Here is a 22,920-nt window from a genome sequence, read left to right on the forward strand (position 1 = left end):
ACACCTACAATCGCATCAGAATCATCATCCAGTGATCCACCAGCAAAGCGCCAAACAACAGCGCCAGATAGAGAATCGAAAACCGGAACGTTTTTCGGGCCAGCTCATCACTGTAAACCTTATACAGTCTTAATGCATACCGGATGAACCAGCCACCCAAAAACAGGGCCGATGCCAGATAAAACACACCACTCATGCGGATAATAAAAGGCATGAGTGTGACCACCACAAGCATGAAAGTATATAAAAGAATATGCAAGCGGGTAAACGCATTGCCATGCGTGATGGGTAACATCGGCAAACCTGATTTTTGGTAATCATGGCTGCGATACAGCGCCAGCGCCCAGAAATGCGGAGGGGTCCAGGCAAAAATAATAAGCACCAGCAACCACGCCTCTGCCGGAACCGAGCCCGCCACAGCTGCCCAGCCCAACGCTGGCGGCATTGCACCTGATAAGCCGCCAATAACGATATTCTGGGGGGTACGCGGTTTTAATACAATAGTATAGATCAAGGCATAGCCAATAAATGTCGCAAATGTCAGCCACATGGTCAACGGATTGACGAACCAGTACAGCACCAGCATGCCCAGACCACCCACCATGCCCGACATAAGCACCACCTGCAGTGAAGTAATGGTACCTTGTGCCGTTGCCCGGCGCCGGGTTCTTAACATGCGGGCATCAATTTCCTGTTCGATCAGACAATTAATGGCAAAAGCGGCCGCGGCCAGCAGCCAGATCCCGAAGGTTCCCGCCACCACCACACTGGCCGGTGGCAACCCGTTGGAGGCCAAAAACATACCGATGACGGCACAGAAAACGGCCAACTGGGTTACCCGGGGTTTGGTCAGTACCCAATATTGTTGGAAAAAACCTGTTTGCGGTGTCAAGGCAATCGTCATGGCAATACCTTATAGTCAGTTCCTGCGCGACTCAATCGCACAAGTATCGTTACCGCCGCAATCACCAAACCTGCGGCGCCACCATTATGCAAAACGGCAATGAGTAATGGCCACTGGAAAAATATCGTGCTCAATCCGGTTAAGACCTGCATCAATAATAACAAAACCAGCCACTGCGCGGGAGCGCGTAAACCCTGCTCTTTTCGCAGACGCAAGGCAATGGCAAACAAGAACACGAAGACAAAGATGGCGAAATTGCGGTGCACCCAGTGAATCGCTGTCAATGCCTGCTGTGAAATCATTTCCCCGCTGGATAATTCGCCCAGACCACGAAAAACCGAATAGCCGCCAACAAAATCCATCTCGGGAATCCACTGCCCATGACAGGTGGGAAAATCCATACATGCCAGGGCGGCATAATTGGTACTGACCCACCCCCCGAACACAATCTGCACAAACAAGATAAGCAGCCCAAACCACATCCAGGGCCGATAAACAACCATACCGGCAGGAATCGGCGCATGTGCTTTTTCACGGGCGGCAAGCCAGCTCATAAGAGCCAGCAACAGCATGCCGCCCAACAAATGGGCAGTCACGATTACCGGCATTAGTTTATGCGTCACGGTCCAGGCACCAAACGCACCCTGCAGACAGACCGCCACCAGACAAAAAGTGGCCAGTCCCGCCGGGCGGCCAATCTGCTTTCGATAACGCCATGCCATGACTACAATGGCAATGATCAGCATGCCCAGCACGCTACCCCAATACCGGTGAATCATTTCGATCCACGCCTTTGACATGGACACTGGCCCATAGGGCTGCTGCGTCAGCGCCTCGGCAATTTGCCCCGATGCGCCAAACGGCGTGAGTTTGCCATAACAGCCTGGCCAGTCAGGGCAACCCAGACCTGAATCGGTAAGACGCACGAAAGCGCCAAACATAATCAGATCCAGCGTAAAAAACCAGGTCAGGAATACAAGCTGGCGATAAATGGAACGAACCCGGGCTGCCATGGTATTACCCAATCACGGAAACATGCAGTAGTTTGGCAATATCGTTACGAAACCGGACGGGATCGGTGTCCTGGCCGGGGTAATACATGATCAAATTGCCAAGCGGATCAATGATCCACAGGTATTTATCCATTTCCCGCTCAAGCTCAACCGCATCTGCCTGCACATCCGGGCCCAATAAAAAAGCACTCAACGCCACCGGATCGGCCCGTAACATCAAGGTACCTTTATACGCATCGAGCACCTTCTGCGGTATGGGCTCGTTATCGGTCACAAACCAGACGCGCATCAAACGCTCCACATTCTTGCCCTGGCTGGCATGGGCATTGCGGGTGTAATGCAACTTGGTGGCGCAAGAATCCGGACAGGCACCACCATCAGCACTAACCAATACCCAGCGCCCTTTCAGTGACCCCAGATCAAACGGCTTGCCATCAAGCATCGTTAACGGCAACTGGGCCGACGCTGGCATCGTCCGTTGTGGCGTCACGAATGAACCATAATTGGTGGCACCGGCAGGTCTTAAGGCCGGCACATAATAAAGCAATGCGGCTGCCACCAACGGAATAATGCAACTGAGCAGAATCAGGTACAAAGGCACCAGGGACCGTTTTTTCATCTCCAATACCCCACTATTCATTCTGACTCCTTGATTTCCAGTGTCTACCCATCCTGTATCCTACAAACAGCATGGCCAGCAGCGCTATCAGGGCAAACCCAAACCATTGCATGGCATAAGCCGTATTTTTGTGATGGTCAACAGGCGGTGTTGCCCAATCACGGATCAGTCCGTCCTCTATTGTCCCCATCTGCTGGATTACCATCGGCAAAAAAACCAGGCCGCTTGCCTGCGCCATGTTTTTCAATTCAAGATTTTGAACCTGGGGCAACTCCGACCCTGACAAAGGCAGACGGGCAGGCAATTGTGCCTGTTTCTCACCCGATAACGACCAAAGCTCAAGCAACCTTGGCACATGATCCAACAGCTGCCCCTGGATCGTCACGGTGCCCGCCGTTAACGGAAAATCGGGAAGGGGTGCCGGTGCAATGCGTCGCTCAAACCAGCCCCGCAAAACCAGAACGGCTTTATGATGAGGTGCCTGTCCCAACAACAAGGGTGTTGCCAGCCAATAACCCGGCCTGCCCTGATGATTGCGATTTAACAACACACTGAACTGTGGTTGCCACACACCGGTCACACTAACCGTTCGCCATTCCCGCCATTCATTTTCAGGTGTATCATTTTGAAGTAACAGGGTGGAAAGCTGTTGCCCATGTTCGATCTCGGCCTGAAGGGCCTGTCGTTCACTGGCACGCTGCAATTGCCATTGACCCAGTAAAATAAAAATCACCAGCAGCATTGCCAAAAACACCAAGGCAAGCCAGTGCTTTATCTTTACGGCTTGACTGTCTTTCATTCGATTTTTCCCATCGGGAGCATCAATCATGCATGTATTCATCGGGGTGGTTTTCCTGTCCATTATCGTCAGTCTGGCACTTGCTTTTTTCTATTTAATGCGGGACAAAGGTACCAACAACAAAACCGTCAACGCCCTGACCCTGCGCGTGGGTCTTTCGATTGCCCTGCTGGCCTTTGTGCTGTTTGCCAACTACATGGGCTGGATCCACAGCACAGGCATCAGGCCATAGCCAACACCCCTTCACCTTGACGTCAAAAGGCCGGATCAGACCGGCCTTTTTTGCAGGCTTACCGGTTGCTCAAAACCAATATACAAACAAATAAAGCCCCAGCCAGACCACATCAACAAAGTGCCAGTACCAGGCCGCCCCTTCAAAACCAAAGTGGTGATCGGCCGTAAAATGTCCCCTGACCAGGCGCAACAAAATAATGCTCAGGATAGTGGCACCCAACAATACGTGAAAACCGTGAAATCCGGTTAACATGTAAAACAGCGAGCCATAAATACCGGAATCAAAACGCAGGTTCAGGTCTGAGTAAGCATGGCCATATTCAACGGCCTGAAAATACAGGAAAGTAAAACCCAGGATCACGGTAAGCAACAACCAGAAAATACTGCTGCCCCGCTTGCTGGCCCGCAAGGCATGGTGCGAAAGGGTTAGCGTCAGCCCCGACGTTAACAGTAAAATCGTATTGATGGTGGGCAGCCAGAAAGGCCCTATTATTTCAAAAGGCGGAACAATTCCGGCCGGGCCGAAATTGGGCCATTGACCTGAAAAACCCGGCCACAGCATTAACTGGTGATCCAGATTACTCAGCCAGGGTGTGGTTATTTCACGGGCATACCAAAGCGCACCAAAAAAAGCCGCAAAGAACATGACCTCGGAAAAAATAAACCAGCCCATCCCCCAACGATAGGAATCATCAATGCGCTTGCTGTTAAGCCCGCTCTCGGACTCCCGGATGGCATCGGAAAACCAGAAAAACAGCATGACAAACAATAACAGCAACCCCGCCAGAAAAACCCAGTTCCCGTAAGAAACATGGTTAATCCAGGCGACCGCCCCAATCAGCATAATCAAAATGGCAAAACTGGTTCTGGCCGGATGTGCCGAAGATGAAGGCACATAATAATACGGTACCTCTTTGCCATTAACGGAGTGACTTGCACCCATAGCTTTCTCCTTTGGTACAAATACGTTTTATTTGGAATCAGGCCAATCCTGAAATGGCCCAGCGAGCAACCATCACCAATATAAAAATAAATATAAGAACCCCGATAATGCCTGCAAGAATGATATGCACCGGATTGAGCCTTGAAATATCCTCCTGATAACTGGCTCCTTTTCGAATACCCAGAAAAGCCCACAAGATGGCCTTCAGGGTCTGGAAAAAATTCAATTTCCGCTGTGCCAGCTCTTTAATATCGTCACTCATTCATGTGCCCTTTGCTCAAACGATCTTCAGGCCTTTGCCTATTGTCCAGAAGAACAGCAGCAGCACCACAACTGCCAATATAAGACCTGTTCTTATGTTCTTGCTACGTTGCTCGGGTGTCATTGTCTTTATGCCTGTCAATAAAAAAATCGGTTTACTTGATTTCCGGTGGAGTCTCGAAAGTATGGTAGGGCAAGGGAGATGGCAAGGTCCATTCGAGCCCCTCGGCGCCTTCCCATACCTGCGCGGTTGCTTTCTGCCCTTCTCCACGGAACGCTTTAATCACGATATACAGGAACAGCAACTGCGAGAGTCCGAACCAGAAAGCCCCAATGGTGGCAATCTGATGGAAGTCGGTAAACTGCGTTGCATAGTCCACGTAACGGCGCGGCATACCGGCCAGACCCAAAAAATGCATCGGGAAAAAGGTCAGGTTAAAAGACACGATGGTTGACCAGAAATGAATCCTGCCCAGTTTTTCGTCATACATATATCCCGTCCATTTAGGCAGCCAGTAATAGGTGCCTGAAAACAGTGCGAACAGGGATCCGGCCACCAGCACATAATGGAAATGTGCCACCACATAATAAGTGTCGTGCACGGCAATATCAATGGGGGCTACCGCCAAAATCAGGCCGGTAAAGCCGCCAATGGTAAATACGAAAATAAAACCGATTGAAAACAGCATGGGCGTTTCAAAACTTAATGAACCGCGCCACATGGTGGCCACCCAATTAAACACTTTCACCCCGGTTGGAATGGAAATCAGCATGGTGGCATACATGAAATACAACTGTCCGGTGACCGGCATACCTGTTGCAAACATATGGTGTGCCCACACAATAAATGAGAGAATAGCAATCGCCGAGGTGGCATACACCATGGAAGCATAGCCAAACAGTTTTTTACGCGAAAAAGTGGGGATGACGGCTGACACAATACCAAAGGCCGGCAGAATCATGATGTAAACTTCAGGATGCCCGAAGAACCAGAACACATGTTGATACAACACCGGATCGCCCCCGGCTGCCGCATTGAAAAACCCGGTTCCAAAATGACGGTCTGTCAGCAGCATGGTCACTGCCGCCGCCAGCACGGGCATCACGGCAATCAGCAGATAAGCGGTAATCAGCCAGGTCCAGCAAAACAAGGGCATTTTCATCAGGGTCATGCCTGGTGCACGCATATTCAGCACCGTGACAATAATATTGATCGCCCCCATAATGGAAGAGGCACCCAGAATATGAATGGCGAAAATGGCCATATCCATACCCGGCCCCATTTGCAGGGACAAAGGCGCATACATCGTCCAACCCGCGGCAGTGGCACCACCGGGAACAAAGAATGAGGCGGTCAACAAAATGCCCCCCACCGGCAACAGCCAGAAGCTGAAGTTGTTCATGCGGGCAAAAGCCATATCCGATGCACCAATCTGCAAGGGAATCATGTAGTTGGCAAAACCCACCAACGCGGGCATGATCGCCCCGAAAATCATGATCAGGCCATGCATGGTGGTGAACTGGTTAAACAGGTCCGGCTGAAAGAACTGCACGCCTGGCTCAAATAGCTCAATCCGTATCAATAGCGCCAGGGTGCCGCCTTCCATCAGGGAAATGAACGAAAAGATCAGGTACATCAGGCCAATATCTTTATGGTTGGTGGCAAAAAGCCACCGTCGCCAACCCTTGGGCTTGGCATCGTGATCGTCGTGAACGAGATCCTGGGCGTGACCGACTGCTACGCTAGTCATATTGTCCTCCTTACCTGCATAGTCCCGGCCTATAGTGTTGACCGGTTAAATAAGTATCTGAATAAATCCGGGGCTTTTATTTTGATGCCAGCGCTTTGCGCTCTTTTGACCAGGATGCGAAATCATCTTCGGACACAACGCGCACGACAATCGGCATAAAGGCGTGGTTCTGACCGCACAATTCAGCACACTGTCCACGAAACGTTCCGATCTGATCAGCCCGGAACCAGGTATCGCGCAAAAAGCCCGGAATGGCATCCTGCTTGACCCCCAGTTCGGGTACATACCAGGAATGAATGACGTCGGAAGCAGTAACGACCACACGTATCTTCTTGCCAACTGGCACGACCATTTCCTGATCCACTTCCATCAGGTAAGTATTTGATTTTTTGGCATCACCCATAATTTCAGCAACAGGCGTAGACAGATTCGATAGAAAACTGACCCCTTTGGCAGGACCGTCAAGATACTCATAACCCCATTTCCACTGATAACCCGTTGCCTTGACCGTCAGGTCGGCACTGGATGTGTCTTTCATGGCAACCACCGTTTTGGTGGCGGGCAATGCCATGGCGATCACAATAATGAAGGGAATGACCGTCCAGGCCACTTCAACGCCTAAATGCTCGTGAAAAACGGACGCCTTATGACCCTTTGATTTTCGATGGGCCCAGATGGAATAGAACATGACCCCGAATACGCCGATAAAAATAATCGTGCAAATAATCAGCATCATCCAGTGCAGCCAATAAATATCAGCGGCAATTTCTGTTACCCCTGGCGTCAGATTAATCTGTGCAACCTTGGGACCCCCTGGCATGTCTCCTGTTTGGGCGAATACCGTTGTGCTGCCAATGAATACGGTAATGCCTAGCAACCCTCTCAACTTTTTCATGTTGACCTCTTGCTGTTGCACCCAAATATCATTTTTTATTACTATCTACTACACTGAATATTCAGGTACAGATTTATTATTTAGTGGCACAAATTTTTTCTACAACGTATTGATTTACATCATAGTGCATTCATTTAACCATACAAACACAGATTAAAGTTACTGCATATACAGCATAAAGGCTACAATCGTTGCATGTTTGATACGTAACTCATAGTAATTTGAAGCAATTAACTGAACTTTATCAAGGGCTACAGCAAGAAATACAGGAATTCCCTCATAGACATTCCCTTCCTTTGCTTATTGCCGGAAAATCAGCCGGTTTTATTACGGCCGAGGCACAAACCGCCTTGCGTAATCACCCGCAGGTTTACCAGAGCGCCAGCGGATTTCATATTGCCAGTCCGGACATCTCCAGAACTGAATTGGATCGCCTTCTGGCCAGTATCGCCACTTGTCTTCACCGGGCCAATTGCACCCGAGCCTGGCGCGATGAACTGCTTAATGTATATGCCGAAGGACAGGCCATTGGTGTCATCGAGCGGGCAGCCATGCGTCCGCTTGGCCTGTTAACCCGTGCCGTACACTTGAATGCCTGGACCCCCGACCTGAAAATTTACCTGGCAAAACGTGCATCCACCAAAGCCACCGACCCCGGCATGTGGGACACCCTGGTCGGCGGCCTGGCCAACGGAATTGAAGACCTGGAACAGGCGCTTTTGCGCGAAAGTGATGAAGAGGCCGGACTGGAAGAGCCCGATTTGCAAATCCGCACACCCTTGCGTACTATTTTGCAAATGCACCGTCGCTTGCCCGAGGGCTATCAGGTTGAGGATATCATAGTAAGTGACTGCATTATCCTGCCACATACCCAACCCGCCAACCGTGACGGTGAAGTGTCTGAAATCAGGATATTTGAACAGGAAGAAGTTCTTGACATGATTACCCGCCGGGTAATCACAGTTGAAGCCGCCATTGTCCTTCTTGACGGACTGATCAACCAGCCCGCCAAACGACTGTTGCATCAGCTGCCTTAATTCACAAAGGAGATCACTCATGAGTTCACAAAACACCAACCCTTTTGTTCTTCCCGGTTTTGGGCAGGATGGCATCACGGCAGGCAATCCCCTTATCAGCAGTATGGAAATGATGGGCAAGGCATGGCAGGCCTTTGCCCAAACCGGCACACCCGCCACGTTTCCCATGGCCGGCACCACGCTTAACCCCGAAGAACTGGACAAACGCATCCAGGAATTGAAAACCGTTGAGAACTGGTTGAAGCTTAACCTTTCAATGCTTTCCAGCACCATTCAGGGCATGGAAATCCAGCGTGCCAGCATTGCCACCATGCACTCATTTGTCAGCGCCGTTGCCGAACAACATAAAGGCCAGGCCACACTCGATGAAGTGCTCGGCCTGAAACCCAAAACCACTGATGAGGCAACAGACAACCAGACGGCAAGCACTGCCAGCGGCAGTGATGCCTTAAGCTCGGCCGCCAGTGCCTGGTGGAATATGCTGCAAAACCAGTTCAACCAACTGGCCCAGGCAACCGCTGCCACCTTGCAGCCAAGTCCCGAAGACAACACCGACAACAGGCCTGAAACCGGTACCGGGCCCGCTGCCGCCCCTGCCAAGACCAGCACCAGAAAAACCACCACCAGAAAAACGACAACACCCGCAAAAAAATGATCCGACCTACCGGAAACCACACTTAAGGGCAACGGTTTCCGGTTAAAGTAAGCAATAATTCGGTAATCATTATTTACAACGCATCACTACAAAATATTATGTCACTCAATATCGTCATTCTTGCCGCCGGCATGGGCAAACGCATGCAGTCGGACTTACCCAAGGTTTTACATACACTGGCCGGCAAACCCATGCTTGCGCATGTCATAGAGAGTGCCAGGCAGCTGAATCCCACCCGCATTACCGTTGTGGTGGGTCATGGCGCCGAAACCGTCAAAGCCGGCTTTGCCCATATGCCAGGTATCGAGTTTGCGCTTCAGCAACCCCAGCAAGGCACCGGTCACGCCGTCCAGCAGGCCGTACCCTTCCTGACGGGTGGCCAGGCACCGGAAGACACCACGCTGGTGTTATATGGCGATGTACCTCTGGTTCAGGCACAAACCCTGCAACGCCTGCTGCAGGCCCGTGGCCAAGGGGTAGCGGTGTTGACCGAAACCCTGTCCGACCCCAGCGGCTATGGTCGCATCATTCGTAACGATGCCGGCAATGTTATCCGTATTGTTGAACACAAGGATGCCAACGAGGCAGAGCGCGCGGTCACTGAGGTCAATACCGGTATTCTTGCCGCTCCCACCGGTTTGCTCAAAAACTGGCTGGGCCGCATTAGCAACAATAATGCCCAGGGCGAATACTATCTGACCGACATCATTGCCCTTGCCGTACAGGATGGCATTACCGTAAGCGCCGCCCAACCCGACTTCCCCTGGGAAACACTGGGCGTCAACAGCCGTATCCAGCAGGCTCAGCTGGAACGTGCATGGCAGGCCGAACAGGCAAGGCGTCAGCTGGAAGCCGGTGTCACCCTGGCCGATCCGGCCCGCTTCGATTTGCGCGGCAGCCTGAAATGCGGCCGGGATGTTTTCATTGACGCAGGATGCATCTTTGAGGGTCATGTTGAACTGGCCGACGGTGTACACATTGGCCCACATTGCGTTTTACGTGATGTCAAACTGGGTGCGGGTACCCGGGTTGAGGCATTCAGCCACCTGCAGGAAGCCGAAGCCGCGGAACACGCCGTCATCGGTCCTTATGCCCGCCTGCGCCCCGGCACCCGGCTGGGTGCACACTCGCATGTCGGCAACTTTGTTGAACTGAAAAAAACCACCCTGGGTGCCAACAGCAAGGCCAATCACCTCAGCTATCTGGGCGATGCCCAGATCGGTCAGCGCGTTAATATTGGTGCAGGTACCATTACCTGCAACTACGATGGAATCAACAAATTCCAGACCATCATTGAGGATGACGCTTTCATTGGTTCAGACACGCAATTGGTGGCCCCGGTAACTGTCCATCAAGGCGCAACACTGGCCGCGGGCACCACCCTGGTCAAGGAGGCGCCCGCCAATACCCTGACATTAACCACCAAGAAACAGGAAAGCCGGCAAAACTGGAAACGTCCCGATAAAAAAGCATGAATGCCAACGAGCCGGTAACACCGGCCCCTCCCTCCCCGGCGCCAAAACCTTGCGGTCTGCCTGCGCCAGCCCGTTACTGGGCTGCGCTGGGCGTATTGCTTGCGATCAGCATTACCGTACTTGACGCAGGTATTGCCAATATCGCCCTGCCAACCATCGCCGATGATTTGGGTATTCTGCCATCCACCTCCATCTGGATTGTCAATGCCTACACCATTTCCATCATTGCCACGCTATTACCCTTTTCAGCCGTCGCCGAGCGCATTGGTTTTACCTTGATGTACCGGATCGGCATCTCCGTGTTCATTGCCGGTGCCTTTATTTGCTCAATGGCCGATTCTCTTGCCCTGTTAGTACTTGGCCGAATCATACAAGGGCTGGGGTCTTCTTCTGTCATGTGCCTGTTTGGCGGCATGGTGCGTAATATTTACCCACCCCATAAGCTGGCGGCCGGTATCAGCCTGAATGCCATGACGGTTGGTTTAATGGCCGTGTTAAGTCCCTCAATCGGGGCCTTTATCATCACCATCGCGCCCTGGAAGTGGATTTTCATTTTTACCATTCCATTTTGCCTCGTGGCATTGTACGCAGCACGTTTTTTACCGCTCATCCCTAAAGTCACCGCACCTTTCGACTATATCAGCGCTGTCCTGAACATGCTTACTTTTGGCATGTTTCTTTGGGCACTTGATGAATCGGGAAACGAACCCTTAGTAGCCGGCATTGTCTTGCTGCTGTCCCTGCTCTGTGCCATTTTACTTATTCGCCGATCGACACCCCAAACCGCGCCACTGGTCCCCATTGATCTGTTCCGCATTCATACGTTCCGCTATGCCATTATGGTATCGGCCCTGACGTTCATGGCAGCCACTTCTGCCATGCTGGCCCTGCCATTTTATTTTCAGAATATCTTGGGGCTACCTCTGGGCACAGTAGGTATTTTGTTCAGCACATGGCCCATTGGCAGCATTGTTATTGCGCCTCTGGCGGCACGTCTTTCCGCCCGCTTCCCTGCGTCATTGTTATCTGGCATCGGAGCCGCCATCATGTTTATAGGTATTGGCGGCCTGCTGTTACTGCCCAATCCAAGCCCGCTGACCCTTATCAGCCTGTACATGTTCCTGACTGGCATGGGTTTTGGCTTTTTCCAAACCCCCAACAACAAAGCCATACTGCTCTCCACACCCATCCACCGCAGTAGTGCCACCGGTGGTACCCAGGCAACCACCCGCCTCTTTGGCCAGGGCGTTGGTGCGGCAATCGTGGCTTTATGTTTTTCCATCAGCCAGAATGAAGGAGCCATTTATGCGCTGGCCACATCGGCTATCGTTACCATCATCGCGGTTCTCATCAACCTGATCCGTTATTTCAAAAAGATGGACACCGCTGTTATTTGAATTCAACTATGACCACTCAAAAAACCACCCTGGCGGTTGCCTTGATTGTCAAGAACGAAGCACGCATGCTGGCTGCCTGTCTGGACTCGGTCAAGGAGATTGCCGATGAAATCATCATTCTTGACTCAGGCAGTACCGATGACACCGAAGCCATTGCCCGCCGTTACACTGACAAATTTTATATAAATACCGAATGGCCTGGCTTTGGACGCCAACGCCAGCTGGCCCAGCAGTACGTAACGGCCGACTGGGTACTGTGGATTGATGCCGATGAACAGCTCACACCGGAACTGGCCGCCAGCATCCGGGAAGTCCTGGCCAACCCACCCGAAAACACCATTTTTGAAGTAGCCCGGCTCAGCTGGGCCTTTGGGCAGTTCATTCATCACAGTGGCTGGTATCCTGGCTATGTCGAACGTTTTTACCCCACTGCCCTGACCCGCTTTGATGATGCCCTGGTTCATGAAAACGTCATCATTCCGGCCGGTACAAAAGTAAAACCGCTCAAAGGCGACATGCTGCATTACACCTACAATAATCTACACGAATACCTGGTGAAGTCAGCCAACTATGCCGAAGCCTGGGCCGAACAGCGTTTTCGCAAAGGCAAGAAAAACAGCCTGGCTTCGGTCATGATGCATTCGATTGCCCGTTTTTTCAGGACTTACTTTATCAAACGCGGTTTTCTGGATGGCAAGGCCGGCCTGCTGCTGGCCGTACTGTCAGTACAGTCCGTCTTTAACAAGCATGCCATTTTATGGCTGAAAAACCGGGAAAAGCAAAAGGAAGACACGCCATAACCACGTCATCCGCTTTTACTGTCATCTCCCTGAAATCCCTGTTCTCACCCTGACTATCAAACCTGTGTAGCCTTCATGCAGCTCAACACATCAGGGGCTTTACCCCACCGCTTTACTCCGGAGTTCTTATGAAAATATTACAAATGAATTTTGAAAAAGGCTGGCGTGGCGGTGAGCGACAGACCCTATTCAGCATGCAGGAATTTCGCAAGGCCGGGCATGAGGTAGCCCTGCTGACCCGTGCAAACAATACGCTATCCAAACAGGCAATAGCCGAAGGTTTTACCGTCTACACACTACAAAAAGCCTGGCAACAATTGCCCTTTTTAATCCGAGAAGCAAAAAATTTCGATATTATTCATTCGCAAACAGCCAATACCCTTACCTGGCTGGTGCTTAGCAAGCTGTTTCACCATACCAAAACAGTCTATACCCGTCGCACCGCTTTTGATATTGCACCCAATAAAGAACGTATCACCGCCCTGAAATGGAAACGGGTTGACCTGTTCGTATCGGTTTGTAAGGCATCTACAGAAGAACCCAAACGACTGGGCGTAGACTCCATCGTGATTCCCAGCGCCATCCCATCCACCTACACTGCCAACCAAGAAAGGGCCGAGGCACTCATACAGGAATTCAACCTTAAAGATAAAAAAATCCTGGCAACCGCAGCCGCACTCACCTCGGAAAAGGACCCCTTAACCCTGATACGGGCTATTGGCCATTTGCACCGTCTCAGACAAGACTTTGTTTTCCTGCATTTTGGTGCCGACGGAGACCAGTCAGAAGCCTGTAAAGCCCTCATCAAAGAATTATCTCTTGAAAACGTTTATGTATTAACCGGTTTTCGCAAGCAAGTGGAGGACTATTACAGTGCCCTTGATGTCTTTGTCATGAGCAGCAAATTTGAAGGTGTGGGCGGCAGTGTATTTGATGCCTTCCTGCAGCACGTACCGGTTGTCTCCACCAATGCGGGTGGCCTGAAAGAAGTCCTGGCCGATGGCCGGGGCATTCTATGCGAAGTGGGTGACAGCCAGGCCCTGGCCGAAGGCATGCATACCATTCTGGAGCACCCGGAAGATGCCACCAGCATGGCTGCAAAAGCCTACGCCTATGTTATTGACGAACATAATGTGGAAAAAATGGGCCAGCGCTACCTGCATGCCTATGAAAAGCTGCTGGCTAAAGGTCGTTAATATACGTTTCAAACTTGCTGCGATTGACCGAAAAAAACGTGCGAACATTACGTACGTTTTTCCTGGCCGTGAATAAGCGATGCACCAGCTCATGATAGGCCGGCATATCAGCCACCTGAATGACCAGGATAAAATCCGGCCCTGTTGAAACGCGGTAACATTGTAAAACAGCATTTTCCCCATTCACCTCTTTCTCAAAAGCCGTATTGGCTTCTGCCGTTTGGACGTCCAGGATCACTTCAACAATGGCCGTCAGGGTACTGCCTGTTTTTTGCGGATCAACAATGGCCACCTGCTTCTGGATGACCCCGTTTTCCTGCAAGTTGCGCACCCGTCGCAAACAGGTTGGGGCAGAGGCATGCACTTTTTCCGCCAGTTCCTGGTTAGTTAAAGAACTGTCTCGTTGCAACTGTTGCAATATACGTTTATCCAATTCATCCAATTCAAACATGGGTCTTCCTTATTTGAAATTAAATTTCATGTTTATTAAATAAATGAAATTATATTAATATGAATGCCAAAAATGAAATATTCAGTTATTAATACATCAATTTAGAAATTTAATTTCTTCCAATACAGTGCAGAATAGCATTTTTACTTATCCTAACGGAGTTTTCACATGTGTGGAATCGTTGGTGCTGTTGCGCAAAGAGATATTACCCCTGTTCTTGTTGAAGGCCTGAAACGCCTGGAATACCGTGGCTACGACTCATGCGGTGTGGCCCTGCATATTGATGGCCAATTACGGCGCACCCGCAGCACCCAACGTGTTGCAGAGCTGGAAATGCAAATCAGGGAAGACCATTTAAGCGGTTTTACCGGCATTGCCCACACCCGCTGGGCCACCCACGGCGCCCCTGCGACCCACAATGCTCACCCGCATTTTTCAGGGCAGGACAAAGGCGAGCCCCGCATTGCCCTGGTGCACAACGGCATTATTGAAAACCACGACGAACTGCGTGAAGAACTGAAGGCCCTGGGCTACACTTTTGAAAGCCAGACCGATACCGAGGTCATTGCCCACCTGGTCAACCACCTGTATAACGGCGATCTTTTTGAAACGCTGCAGCAGGCCGTGCAGCGCCTGACCGGTGCCTATGCACTGGCCATTTTCTGCCGTGATGAACCGCATCGCATCGTGGGCGCCCGCCAGGGTTCACCCCTTATCGTGGGCATTGGCAACAATGAGAATTTCCTGGCCTCGGATGCCCTGGCACTGGCTGGCACCACCGACCAGATCATTTACCTGGAAGACGGTGATGTCATCGACCTGCAACTGTCCAAGGTGTGGATTGTCGATGCCAGCGGCAAACCCGTTGAACGCAAGGTGCACACGGTTCATGCCCATACCGGCGCCGCTGAACTGGGTCCTTACCGCCACTATATGCAAAAAGAAATTTTTGAACAGCCCCGTGCTGTGGGCGATACCCTGCAGGATATTGACAGCATCACACCCGAACTGTTCGGCAATGAAGCCTACCGGATTTTCAATGACATTGACAATGTCCTGATATTGGCCTGTGGCACCAGTTCCTACGCCGGCATGACGGCAAAATACTGGATCGAATCCATTGCCAAAATTCCGGTCAATGTGGAAATTGCCAGCGAATACCGCTACCGCGACAGCGTGCCCAACCCCAAAACCCTGGTTGTGACCATTTCCCAATCAGGCGAAACCGCCGACACGCTGGCCGCCCTGAAACACGCCCGTTCCCTGGGCATGGAAAATACCTTAACCATCTGCAACGTGCAAACCAGCGCCATGGTACGCGAATGCAAGCTAAGCTTCATTACCCGCGCCGGCGTTGAAATTGGCGTGGCATCCACCAAAGCCTTTACCACCCAGCTGGTGGGCCTGTTCCTGCTGACCCTGGCCCTGGCCCAGGTAAAAGGCCGCATTAGCGAAGAACAGGAAGCCGACTACCTGAGGCAGCTGCGTCACCTGCCCACCGCCATCAGTGCCGTGCTGGCACTGGAACCGCAAATCATGGCCTGGGCCGACCGCTTCGCCAGCAAGGAAAACGCCCTGTTCCTGGGCCGGGGCATGCACTACCCCATCGCCCTTGAAGGTGCTTTAAAATTAAAGGAAATCAGCTATATTCATGCCGAAGCTTACCCGGCCGGTGAACTGAAACACGGCCCGCTGGCCCTGGTTACCGAGCACATGCCAGTGGTAACCATTGCCCCCAAAGACGAACTGCTTGAAAAACTCAAGTCCAACATGCAGGAAGTACGCGCCCGGGGTGGTGAACTGTATGTGTTTGCCGATAATGATTCAAAAATTGCAAACAGTGAAGGCATGCATGTGATTCGCATGCCGGAACATTATGGCAAACTGTCACCCATTTTGCATACCATACCGCTTCAATTGCTGTCGTATCATACGGCCTGTGCACGGGGAACCGATGTGGACAAACCCCGGAACCTGGCCAAGAGCGTGACGGTAGAGTAGAAGGCAAATCATTAGGACACCGGCATGGAGGTCATTTTCACATTGCCGGTGACATTTCATGAACCAATTGTGCTGGTTAGCATCTAACCCTGACTATTTCCTCGTTCCCACGCTCCGCGTGGGAATGCATATTTTCAATAAAGAGTAATAGATGTCCATACAAAACGTTTTACAGCAATTAATGCAATCTGCGCAGGGCCTGGTTTCTGGCCAAAACACATCCCCGGCCAATCCTGCCTCTACTTCAAACGGCTCGTCCGGCCTTAAGGGTTTTGCCGGTGGTGCGCTTACAGGCGGAGCACTGGCCTTATTAATGGGCAACAAGAAATTCAGAAAAATCGGTGGCAAGGTGGCCACCTATGGTGGCGTGGCCGCTTTAGGGGCTGCCGCCTACCATGCTTATGGCCAGTGGAAAGAAAACAAAACCCAGGCACCGCAAGCATCCAGCCAGCCGCCTGCCACCCCAGCACCTGCACAAATCGCCCATCAAACCCAGGCGTTCAACCAGCTACCTGCTCCCGAACTGGAACAACATAGCAAGCTGGTTCTGATCGCAATGATTTCCGCTGCCAAGGCTGATGGCCATATCAATGCAGAGGAACAACGCTTGCTGGAAGCCGAGTTTGACCGCCTGGATGCATCCCCCGATGAGCACGCCTGGATTCGTGCCCAGCTTAACGGCCCTGCCGACCCGGCTGCCGTTGCCAAACTGGTGCAAACACCCGAACAGGCGGCCGAGGCCTATATGGCCAGCGTGCTGGTGAACGGCGCCGACAGCTTCATGGAGCGGGCCTATTTGGACGAACTGGCACGCCAGCTGGGTCTGGAACAAAGCCTGAAAACCCATTTGGAGAATTCGGCTTTAAGCCTGCAGCAGTAAGCGCTGGGCGCTGGGATATGCACCTGCTAAAATTCCTCCATGAACTCCGATAATTTGGCACTATTCGCTGCAGTTGTACACGCAGGCAGCATATCCCGTGCAGCGATTGAAAAAGGGTTAGACCAGTCCACCGTCAACCGGCCCTGCCAGGCTATCGAAGAAGCTGAAAAACTATTCGATCATCCGAAAAAAGTTCAAGGCGTTAAACTACTGCGTGGCAAACTAGAAATCTCAGTGCGAGCAAGGGATGCCGTCAAGGTAAGAAGTCCACCGGCAGACTGGTACAAATTACGAGCCAGAAAAGTGTTTGCCAGACGGCTGGATGTGCTACTAGAGCAAGCTCTGTGGTTAAAGGAACGACCACCAATTCGTATTCTAACCATGCAAACACAATGGGGGAGCTGTTCACCTAATGGCCACATCACGTTAAACCCTCATTTGGTTAAGGCTCCCTGCAATTGCATTGATTACGTAGGCTTTCAGTCAGGCTGCTACCAGCTAGTTCTATGTCCTAGCAGAGGCTCAGCTATATAGCACATAGAACTAACGGCAGCGAATACAAGTTGCATGTTGATTATCAGCAGGGTGAAGTTGAACGGACGCCTGTTAAAGATCCAATACCAAGCGTTGGCTTCTGGAACCAGAACAACATACCATCATGGTTTTGTTCTGCGCCCGTTCGCTTTCACTCAAGATGGCATCCCGGTGATCTACGTCACCTTCCAATACAGCGACTTCACAACAACCACAAATTCCTTCCTGGCAGGAGTAATCAATGGAAATGCCCTGATCCAAGAGCACATTTAAAATACTAGAGCCTTCGGGAATCACCAGCTCTTTGCCTGTACGTGCCAAAGACACGACGAACCCACCTTCCAGGGCAATGGCCTCTTTGGCGGCAAACCGTTCCATGTGAACGGTTTCAGGGTCGCGTTGAGCCGCGGCTTGCTCATAGGCATCCAGCATAGGAGCAGGACCGCAACAATAAAAATGCGCCCCAGGATCGGCTGCCGTAATAATGGCCTGCAAATCCATCACCTGCCCAACCTCATCATCGACATGCAAATGTACCTTGCCACCTAAAGCTTCGATCTGCTTCAAGAAAGCCGCATCAGCACGCGTACGTACGCTATACCAAAGCTCCCAAGAGGCACCCTTCTGTTCCAAAAACTGTGCCATGCACCAAATAGGCGTGATACCAATCCCACCCGCAATCAACACACTATGTTGTGCGGATAAGTGCAAAGGAAAGTGATTGCGTGGCCCGGCAACCGTTAATACCGTACCGACACGCAACTCCTCGTGCACATAGCGTGAGCCACCGCGACTGGCCGCATCTTTTTTAATCCCCACCACATAACTATGTGACTGGGCATCTGCCCTGACTAAAGAGTAAGAACGGGTAATCCCATTAGGCAGGTTCAGGTCAATATGTGCCCCAGGCGTCGCATCGGGCAAAACACAACCATCCACAGCACATAGCTCGACCAAGTAAGTATCTTGCGCCGCATAGCTAATGGACTGCACCCGTAAATCCAGTTTATTATTGGTGCTTGCGCTCATATTATTTTGCCTCGTTAACGACTCGAACTTCCATCACTCCGATGGATTCAATTTCAGCCCGCATCACATCACCATCTACAACTGGCCCCACCCCTTCACATGTACCGGTCATAATGATGTCACCAGGTTCCAGGGTATAAAAACGTGAGGCCCACTCAATTTGCTCGGCAATATACAAAATCATTTCTGAGGTATTGGCTACCTGACGATCTTGACCGTTAACCTGCAAACGCAAATCCAGATGTTGTGGATCAGCGATTTCATCCGCCGTCACTAGCCATGGACCCAATACTGAATAAGTATCCAGGGATTTACGCAAAGAACGATCCTCGGCACCCCGCACGGTCATATCCAGTGCAATGCTATAGCCTGCCACATAAGATAAAGCATCTTCTTTGGAGACGTTTTTAGCGGTTTTACCAATTATCAAACCCAGTTCAATTTCATGGTGCGTTAAACGCTCAGGCATGCTGATGGTCACGGCTTGATGACTGCCGATTAAAGAACTGCCGGCTTTTAAAAACAGGCCTTGTTCAAGCACACTACCGGTTTCACGGCCAGTAAAGGTCGCCACATCGGCCGCTGCTTCTTCCACGTGTTTTTGGTAGTTAACAGGAACACCAATAATTTTGCCTGGGTTCGCAACGGGACTTAAAAAGGCCACGCTATCCACGGCATACGAGGTGGCAGAAGGCAAAACCTGCTCGATACGCTCACGTAATAGATCCAAATGAGCAATAACCCAATCACCAGAACGGTTGGGGTAACGTGGCGTGGGCAAGGCCGCTAAGACAGCACTCACATCATAAACACGATTACCTTCCACGACACCCAATAAATCATTATTAAACCAGCAAATTTTCATCTTTTTACCCCTATCAACAAGGTGTTTCTTGTGTTTGCTCGGTGAGCACATTCAAGCGTCGCAATACATCGGCATCTGACACCACAAAAAAGCGGGCATCCCCTGATAAAGCCATATAAGAGGCCCAGCTATGCTGTGGAATCGTAAACACATCACGCGCTTTCCAGCTAAACCGTTTGTCTCCTACCTGACTTTCACCCTCACCCGCTACCACAGCAACCACCTGATTCGCATTGGTGCATACCGGTAATGACCGTTGATGGTGATCAAGTTCGCACATTAACGTATCCAGCAGGGGCATTGCTCCTCCCCCTGTCAACGGGTTGATATAACGCACCCGGCGAATACCATCCGCAGAAGGCGGTGCATGGCGTAAAGCGTTGACACTATCCTCATAGGGATAACGAAATACAGGAGAACGTCCTGAGTCGCCATACGTCACGCAAGGAGCAATGTTGGGTGAAACAAAAGCCGCATCGGGCATAGTGACAGGCACCGGATCCATGGGACCCGGTTGAAATACCCCTGAACCCAAATACATATGCAGGGGCACATCCAATACATCCAGCCACACGACGGGTTCCGTACCATGGTGACGATGCTCGTGCCAGGCCATACCGGGTGTTAACACCAAATCACCAAAGTTCATGGGACATTCTTTGCCATCAACCAAGGTCACAACCCCAGCGCCTTCCAACATAAAACGCAGTGCATTCATGGTGTGACGATGAGGACGCGCCGTTTCACCTGGCAACAAGCATTGATAGGCCGACAAAATATTACCCACGGTGTACTCATCATCAAGCGAAGCCGAACAAGGACTTAACATCTGTAAAACGCGACGTTGTACCGCTTCAGGTGAAGTCTCCTGGAAGGCATGCTCAATTAAAGGACGTACTTCCTCCCAACGCCAAATATGAGTGGGCACTTTATTGTCTTGTTCTTTATGGGCATTGCGACTCTGCCACAATGGGGCGAGTTTGGCCTGATGCCACTGCTGATAGATCTCTTCGCTTTTCAATGACATGTTCACATCCTTTATAAGCTATAGCTTTCAAATGTCCCGGGGTGAAATAAATCTTCTGGTGTCACCAAGCGGGAAGACAAGCCCTGTTCATAGTGATGACGGAAGAAATACTCCAGGGTATGGCGATTGGGCTTAATGCCATAAGACCAATAATCCTCACCCATCAAATCACGGGCTTCTTGCAAACGCTCTTCAGCAAATGGCAAGGTAATCTTTGTGGCAGAGGTCTCTGACAAGTGCTCAATCGCCAAACGCTTGGATTCCGCAAAAGCCTTGTAAATAGCGCCAGGCAACCAAGGATGCTTCTCGGCCAACTCACGACGCACACCCAAAATATGCATAATGGGAAAGTTTTTGGTGCGGCGGTAATAGTCTTTGGCGGCCTCAACCGGATCCCTAAACAGCCAGCCCACGTTGGGTGTACCTGCAGGCACATCGGGTGCGCGTGGTGCGATATAACCATCAATCTCACCTTTGGCAAGCAAGCTGGAAATGGTTTCACCTTCTGGCGCATCCTCTAGCTTCACGTTTTCAGGCAATTGGATTTTGATTTTTTCCGGGCGACCGGCATGCGAGATACCACCACGCACCCACGTCACATCCGATGGCGCAATACCGTAATCATCTTGCAAAATAGCGCGAGCCCAGACGTTGGCCGTGAGTTGATATTCTGGCAAGCCAATTTTTCGACCCCGTAAATCCTCTGGCTTTTGAATACGATCGGTGCGACAATACACAGAGGTATGACGGAACGCCCGTGATAAAAAAACCGGGATACCTACATAGGGGAACGTGCCTTGAGCCGTTTGTACTGTTGAGCTGGACAGGGATAGCTCACAAATATCAAATTCTTGCCCTCTAAAGGCACGGAAAAAGATTTCCTCTGGCGACAACGCCATAAAAATCGGATCAACGCCATCAATTTTTACTGCCCCATCCATCAAAGGACGGCAACGATCATAATTTCCTATGGCTACAGAAAGGTTCAATTTACTCATTAGATATTCTCGTGATGGATTAAAAAAGCCCGAACTCACGTCGGATGGTGTCACTGTGCTCGCCCAAAGTCGGCGCTGCCTTATCGGTAGGACCACGCTGGCCATTGATACGAACAGGACGATGAATCGCCGTCAGCACACCACGCTCCGGGTGCTCTACCTCATAAAAGGTTTCCAAATGACGTACTTGCGGATCCGCCATCACTTCAGGCACGTTGTTCATCGGAGCAAAAGGTACATCATGCGCTGCCAGGCGCTCACACCACTCTTCGCACAGCTTCGTGATGAAGGTCTCACCTAATAGACTGGCTAACTCTTGATAGTGCTTAGTACGTAAAGGTGGTGTGGCAAAACGCTCGTCTTCCAATAAATCACTGCGTTCAATGGCCTGAATAAAGCCTTGCCAGAATTTCTCTACCGAAGATAAATGCACAGCGATCAGACGATTATCCGCACAACGGAAGGCATAGGACTGCGAAATGGCAACGCGAGAAAAGTGCTGGGGAATCGTGCCATGACGGGTATATTGCGAAAAGCCCTCTGGAGAGAACGCAATAGAGGCCTCAAGCATGTTGATTTCCACCTTCGCGCCTTCGCCAGTACGGGTTCGGTTATACAACGCACCTAAAATGCCATAAGCCCCATACATGCCCGTAATATTGTCAGATAAAGACGGACCACTAACGACAGGGTTTTCAGGGTCGATAATCTGGCTGCCAATGCCTGACAGCGCCACTGCCACTGCGTCATAACAAGGACGGTCCTGATAAGGACCACCCACCCCAAAGCCCGTAATAGAACATTGGACCAAGCGCGGATTAAGCTCTTTTAGACATTCATCATCAAAACCCAAACGTTGCAGAACACCATAGCGATAGTTATCAAGTAACACATCGGCCTGGCTTATCAGTTTGGCCAAGTCAGCCTTACCGGACTCGCTCTGCAAATCCAGTTGGATGCTTTCTTTATTGCGGTTGTACGCCACAAAATGAGGGCTATACAGCTCACCGGCATGACGTCTAAACGGATCGCCACTATTCGGATGCTCAACTTTAATCACTCGAGCCCCCAGGTCTGCCAACATCATCCCAGCCAAAGGAGCGGTTAACACTGTACCTAGCTCGATCACCAAAATATCGTTTAATGCTTCTTTCAT

23 protein-coding genes and 1 pseudogene are annotated in these 22,920 nt (G+C 51.0%); 10 read left to right on the forward strand and 14 right to left on the reverse strand.

Features of this window, described 5'->3' with window-relative positions:
- Positions 1 to 4 precede the first annotated feature (4 nt).
- Genes cyoE through KU392_RS13105 form a run of 4 tightly spaced genes read right to left on the reverse strand, consistent with a single transcriptional unit; the run spans position 5 to position 3,335 of the window.
- Entirely contained in the window at positions 5 to 904 is a 900-nt protein-coding gene (cyoE, locus tag KU392_RS13090) for a heme o synthase (protein ID WP_169293146.1), read from the reverse strand.
- Complete coding sequence (locus KU392_RS13095) at positions 901 to 1,917, reverse strand: COX15/CtaA family protein (protein WP_169293145.1); 1,017 nt, start codon at positions 1,915 to 1,917, stop codon at positions 901 to 903. The genes cyoE and KU392_RS13095 overlap by 4 nt, the downstream gene beginning before the upstream one ends.
- A gap of 4 nt (positions 1,918 to 1,921) precedes the next feature.
- Entirely contained in the window at positions 1,922 to 2,536 is a 615-nt protein-coding gene (locus KU392_RS13100; RefSeq protein ID WP_246587479.1) for an SCO family protein, read from the reverse strand.
- Between the two features lie 13 nt (positions 2,537 to 2,549).
- On the reverse strand, positions 2,550 to 3,335 hold the full coding sequence (locus KU392_RS13105; RefSeq protein ID WP_281421623.1) for an SURF1 family protein: 786 nt from the start codon (positions 3,333 to 3,335) through the stop codon (positions 2,550 to 2,552).
- Positions 3,336 to 3,363: 28 nt separating this feature from the next.
- Between KU392_RS13105 and KU392_RS13110 the strand changes: the two genes are divergently transcribed.
- On the forward strand, positions 3,364 to 3,567 hold the full coding sequence (locus tag KU392_RS13110) for a twin transmembrane helix small protein (RefSeq protein WP_169293143.1): 204 nt from the start codon (positions 3,364 to 3,366) through the stop codon (positions 3,565 to 3,567).
- 69 nt (positions 3,568 to 3,636) lie between these two features.
- On the opposite strand, the gene KU392_RS13115 is transcribed toward KU392_RS13110, so the two are convergent.
- From KU392_RS13115 to coxB, 4 genes and pseudogenes are all read right to left on the reverse strand, one after another.
- Positions 3,637 to 4,512, reverse strand: coding sequence for a cytochrome c oxidase subunit 3 (locus KU392_RS13115; protein ID WP_169293142.1), 876 nt, complete (start codon positions 4,510 to 4,512; stop codon positions 3,637 to 3,639).
- Between the two features lie 37 nt (positions 4,513 to 4,549).
- Positions 4,550 to 4,774, reverse strand: coding sequence for a DUF2970 domain-containing protein (locus KU392_RS13120; RefSeq protein ID WP_217735515.1), 225 nt, complete (start codon positions 4,772 to 4,774; stop codon positions 4,550 to 4,552).
- Positions 4,775 to 4,928: 154 nt separating this feature from the next.
- Complete coding sequence (gene ctaD / locus KU392_RS13125) at positions 4,929 to 6,524, reverse strand: cytochrome c oxidase subunit I (protein WP_169293140.1); 1,596 nt, start codon at positions 6,522 to 6,524, stop codon at positions 4,929 to 4,931.
- A gap of 91 nt (positions 6,525 to 6,615) precedes the next feature.
- A pseudogene (gene coxB / locus KU392_RS13130) lies at positions 6,616 to 7,419 on the reverse strand (cytochrome c oxidase subunit II); the annotation flags it as partial.
- A gap of 221 nt (positions 7,420 to 7,640) precedes the next feature.
- Here coxB and KU392_RS13135 point away from each other — a divergent pair.
- The 6 genes from KU392_RS13135 (at position 7,641) to KU392_RS13160 (ending at position 13,979) form a co-directional block, all read left to right on the forward strand.
- A complete protein-coding gene (locus KU392_RS13135; protein ID WP_217735516.1) occupies positions 7,641 to 8,456 on the forward strand; it encodes an NUDIX hydrolase in 816 nt (271 codons plus the stop codon).
- A 19-nt stretch (positions 8,457 to 8,475) separates the two neighbouring features.
- Positions 8,476 to 9,111: a PhaM family polyhydroxyalkanoate granule multifunctional regulatory protein gene (locus KU392_RS13140; RefSeq protein ID WP_217735517.1), complete on the forward strand. Its 636-nt coding sequence runs from the start codon at positions 8,476 to 8,478 to the stop codon at positions 9,109 to 9,111.
- Positions 9,112 to 9,209: 98 nt separating this feature from the next.
- Positions 9,210 to 10,586: a bifunctional UDP-N-acetylglucosamine diphosphorylase/glucosamine-1-phosphate N-acetyltransferase GlmU gene (glmU, locus tag KU392_RS13145; protein ID WP_169293136.1), complete on the forward strand. Its 1,377-nt coding sequence runs from the start codon at positions 9,210 to 9,212 to the stop codon at positions 10,584 to 10,586.
- Entirely contained in the window at positions 10,583 to 11,983 is a 1,401-nt protein-coding gene (locus tag KU392_RS13150; RefSeq protein WP_169293135.1) for an MFS transporter, read from the forward strand. Before glmU ends, KU392_RS13150 begins: the two co-directional genes overlap by 4 nt.
- An 8-nt stretch (positions 11,984 to 11,991) precedes the next feature.
- Positions 11,992 to 12,783 (forward strand): glycosyltransferase family 2 protein, encoded by a 792-nt coding sequence (locus KU392_RS13155; protein WP_217735518.1) that lies wholly within the window; start codon positions 11,992 to 11,994, stop codon positions 12,781 to 12,783.
- A gap of 128 nt (positions 12,784 to 12,911) precedes the next feature.
- Entirely contained in the window at positions 12,912 to 13,979 is a 1,068-nt protein-coding gene (locus KU392_RS13160) for a glycosyltransferase (protein WP_169293133.1), read from the forward strand.
- Here KU392_RS13160 and KU392_RS13165 read toward each other — a convergent pair.
- Positions 13,966 to 14,430: an Lrp/AsnC family transcriptional regulator gene (locus tag KU392_RS13165; RefSeq protein WP_217735519.1), complete on the reverse strand. Its 465-nt coding sequence runs from the start codon at positions 14,428 to 14,430 to the stop codon at positions 13,966 to 13,968. The two genes, KU392_RS13160 and KU392_RS13165, sit on opposite strands and share 14 nt — an antisense overlap.
- 168 nt (positions 14,431 to 14,598) lie before the next feature.
- Between KU392_RS13165 and glmS the strand changes: the two genes are divergently transcribed.
- The 3 genes from glmS to KU392_RS13180 all read left to right on the forward strand — a co-directional run bounded on the left by glmS (position 14,599) and on the right by KU392_RS13180 (position 17,845).
- Positions 14,599 to 16,431 carry a glutamine--fructose-6-phosphate transaminase (isomerizing) gene (glmS, locus tag KU392_RS13170; protein ID WP_217735520.1) on the forward strand — a complete coding sequence of 611 codons (1,833 nt, stop codon included), beginning with the start codon at positions 14,599 to 14,601 and terminating at the stop codon, positions 16,429 to 16,431.
- 151 nt (positions 16,432 to 16,582) lie between these two features.
- Complete coding sequence (locus KU392_RS13175; protein ID WP_217735521.1) at positions 16,583 to 17,311, forward strand: tellurite resistance TerB family protein; 729 nt, start codon at positions 16,583 to 16,585, stop codon at positions 17,309 to 17,311.
- Positions 17,312 to 17,350: 39 nt separating this feature from the next.
- Positions 17,351 to 17,845 (forward strand): YgjP-like metallopeptidase domain-containing protein, encoded by a 495-nt coding sequence (locus KU392_RS13180; RefSeq protein WP_217735522.1) that lies wholly within the window; start codon positions 17,351 to 17,353, stop codon positions 17,843 to 17,845.
- A 72-nt stretch (positions 17,846 to 17,917) separates the two neighbouring features.
- Here the strand turns inward: KU392_RS13180 and KU392_RS13185 are convergent, their stop codons facing one another.
- From KU392_RS13185 to KU392_RS13205, 5 genes are read right to left on the reverse strand one after another with little or no spacing between them, the layout of a single operon-like run.
- Positions 17,918 to 18,874 carry a PDR/VanB family oxidoreductase gene (locus tag KU392_RS13185; RefSeq protein ID WP_217735523.1) on the reverse strand — a complete coding sequence of 319 codons (957 nt, stop codon included), beginning with the start codon at positions 18,872 to 18,874 and terminating at the stop codon, positions 17,918 to 17,920.
- Between the two features lies 1 nt (position 18,875).
- Positions 18,876 to 19,739 carry a fumarylacetoacetate hydrolase family protein gene (locus tag KU392_RS13190; protein WP_217735524.1) on the reverse strand — a complete coding sequence of 288 codons (864 nt, stop codon included), beginning with the start codon at positions 19,737 to 19,739 and terminating at the stop codon, positions 18,876 to 18,878.
- 13 nt (positions 19,740 to 19,752) lie between these two features.
- On the reverse strand, positions 19,753 to 20,766 hold the full coding sequence (locus KU392_RS13195) for a cupin domain-containing protein (protein WP_217735525.1): 1,014 nt from the start codon (positions 20,764 to 20,766) through the stop codon (positions 19,753 to 19,755).
- An 11-nt stretch (positions 20,767 to 20,777) separates the two neighbouring features.
- On the reverse strand, positions 20,778 to 21,764 hold the full coding sequence (locus KU392_RS13200) for a substrate-binding domain-containing protein (RefSeq protein ID WP_217735526.1): 987 nt from the start codon (positions 21,762 to 21,764) through the stop codon (positions 20,778 to 20,780).
- 19 nt (positions 21,765 to 21,783) lie between these two features.
- A complete protein-coding gene (locus tag KU392_RS13205) occupies positions 21,784 to 22,920 on the reverse strand; it encodes a CaiB/BaiF CoA transferase family protein (protein WP_217735527.1) in 1,137 nt (378 codons plus the stop codon).

It is taken from the genome of Advenella alkanexedens (assembly GCF_019132845.1).
Lineage (GTDB): Bacteria > Pseudomonadota > Gammaproteobacteria > Burkholderiales > Burkholderiaceae_B > Advenella > Advenella alkanexedens.

Coding starts and splice junctions, on each gene's coding strand:
- cyoE (WP_169293146.1), bottom strand. CDS start 904: ATGACGATTGCCTTGACACCGCAAACAGGTTTTTTCCAACAATATTGG.
- KU392_RS13095 (WP_169293145.1), bottom strand. CDS start 1,917: ATGGCAGCCCGGGTTCGTTCCATTTATCGCCAGCTTGTATTCCTGACC.
- KU392_RS13100 (WP_246587479.1), bottom strand. CDS start 2,536: ATGAAAAAACGGTCCCTGGTGCCTTTGTACCTGATTCTGCTCAGTTGC.
- KU392_RS13105 (WP_281421623.1), bottom strand. CDS start 3,335: ATGAAAGACAGTCAAGCCGTAAAGATAAAGCACTGGCTTGCCTTGGTG.
- KU392_RS13110 (WP_169293143.1), top strand. CDS start 3,364: ATGCATGTATTCATCGGGGTGGTTTTCCTGTCCATTATCGTCAGTCTG.
- KU392_RS13115 (WP_169293142.1), bottom strand. CDS start 4,512: ATGGGTGCAAGTCACTCCGTTAATGGCAAAGAGGTACCGTATTATTAT.
- KU392_RS13120 (WP_217735515.1), bottom strand. CDS start 4,774: ATGAGTGACGATATTAAAGAGCTGGCACAGCGGAAATTGAATTTTTTC.
- ctaD (WP_169293140.1), bottom strand. CDS start 6,524: ATGACTAGCGTAGCAGTCGGTCACGCCCAGGATCTCGTTCACGACGAT.
- KU392_RS13140 (WP_217735517.1), top strand. CDS start 8,476: ATGAGTTCACAAAACACCAACCCTTTTGTTCTTCCCGGTTTTGGGCAG.
- glmU (WP_169293136.1), top strand. CDS start 9,210: ATGTCACTCAATATCGTCATTCTTGCCGCCGGCATGGGCAAACGCATG.
- KU392_RS13150 (WP_169293135.1), top strand. CDS start 10,583: ATGAATGCCAACGAGCCGGTAACACCGGCCCCTCCCTCCCCGGCGCCA.
- KU392_RS13155 (WP_217735518.1), top strand. CDS start 11,992: ATGACCACTCAAAAAACCACCCTGGCGGTTGCCTTGATTGTCAAGAAC.
- KU392_RS13160 (WP_169293133.1), top strand. CDS start 12,912: ATGAAAATATTACAAATGAATTTTGAAAAAGGCTGGCGTGGCGGTGAG.
- KU392_RS13165 (WP_217735519.1), bottom strand. CDS start 14,430: ATGTTTGAATTGGATGAATTGGATAAACGTATATTGCAACAGTTGCAA.
- glmS (WP_217735520.1), top strand. CDS start 14,599: ATGTGTGGAATCGTTGGTGCTGTTGCGCAAAGAGATATTACCCCTGTT.
- KU392_RS13175 (WP_217735521.1), top strand. CDS start 16,583: ATGTCCATACAAAACGTTTTACAGCAATTAATGCAATCTGCGCAGGGC.
- KU392_RS13180 (WP_217735522.1), top strand. CDS start 17,351: ATGAACTCCGATAATTTGGCACTATTCGCTGCAGTTGTACACGCAGGC.
- KU392_RS13185 (WP_217735523.1), bottom strand. CDS start 18,874: ATGAGCGCAAGCACCAATAATAAACTGGATTTACGGGTGCAGTCCATT.
- KU392_RS13190 (WP_217735524.1), bottom strand. CDS start 19,739: ATGAAAATTTGCTGGTTTAATAATGATTTATTGGGTGTCGTGGAAGGT.
- KU392_RS13195 (WP_217735525.1), bottom strand. CDS start 20,766: ATGTCATTGAAAAGCGAAGAGATCTATCAGCAGTGGCATCAGGCCAAA.
- KU392_RS13200 (WP_217735526.1), bottom strand. CDS start 21,764: ATGAGTAAATTGAACCTTTCTGTAGCCATAGGAAATTATGATCGTTGC.
- KU392_RS13205 (WP_217735527.1), bottom strand. CDS start 22,920: ATGAAAGAAGCATTAAACGATATTTTGGTGATCGAGCTAGGTACAGTG.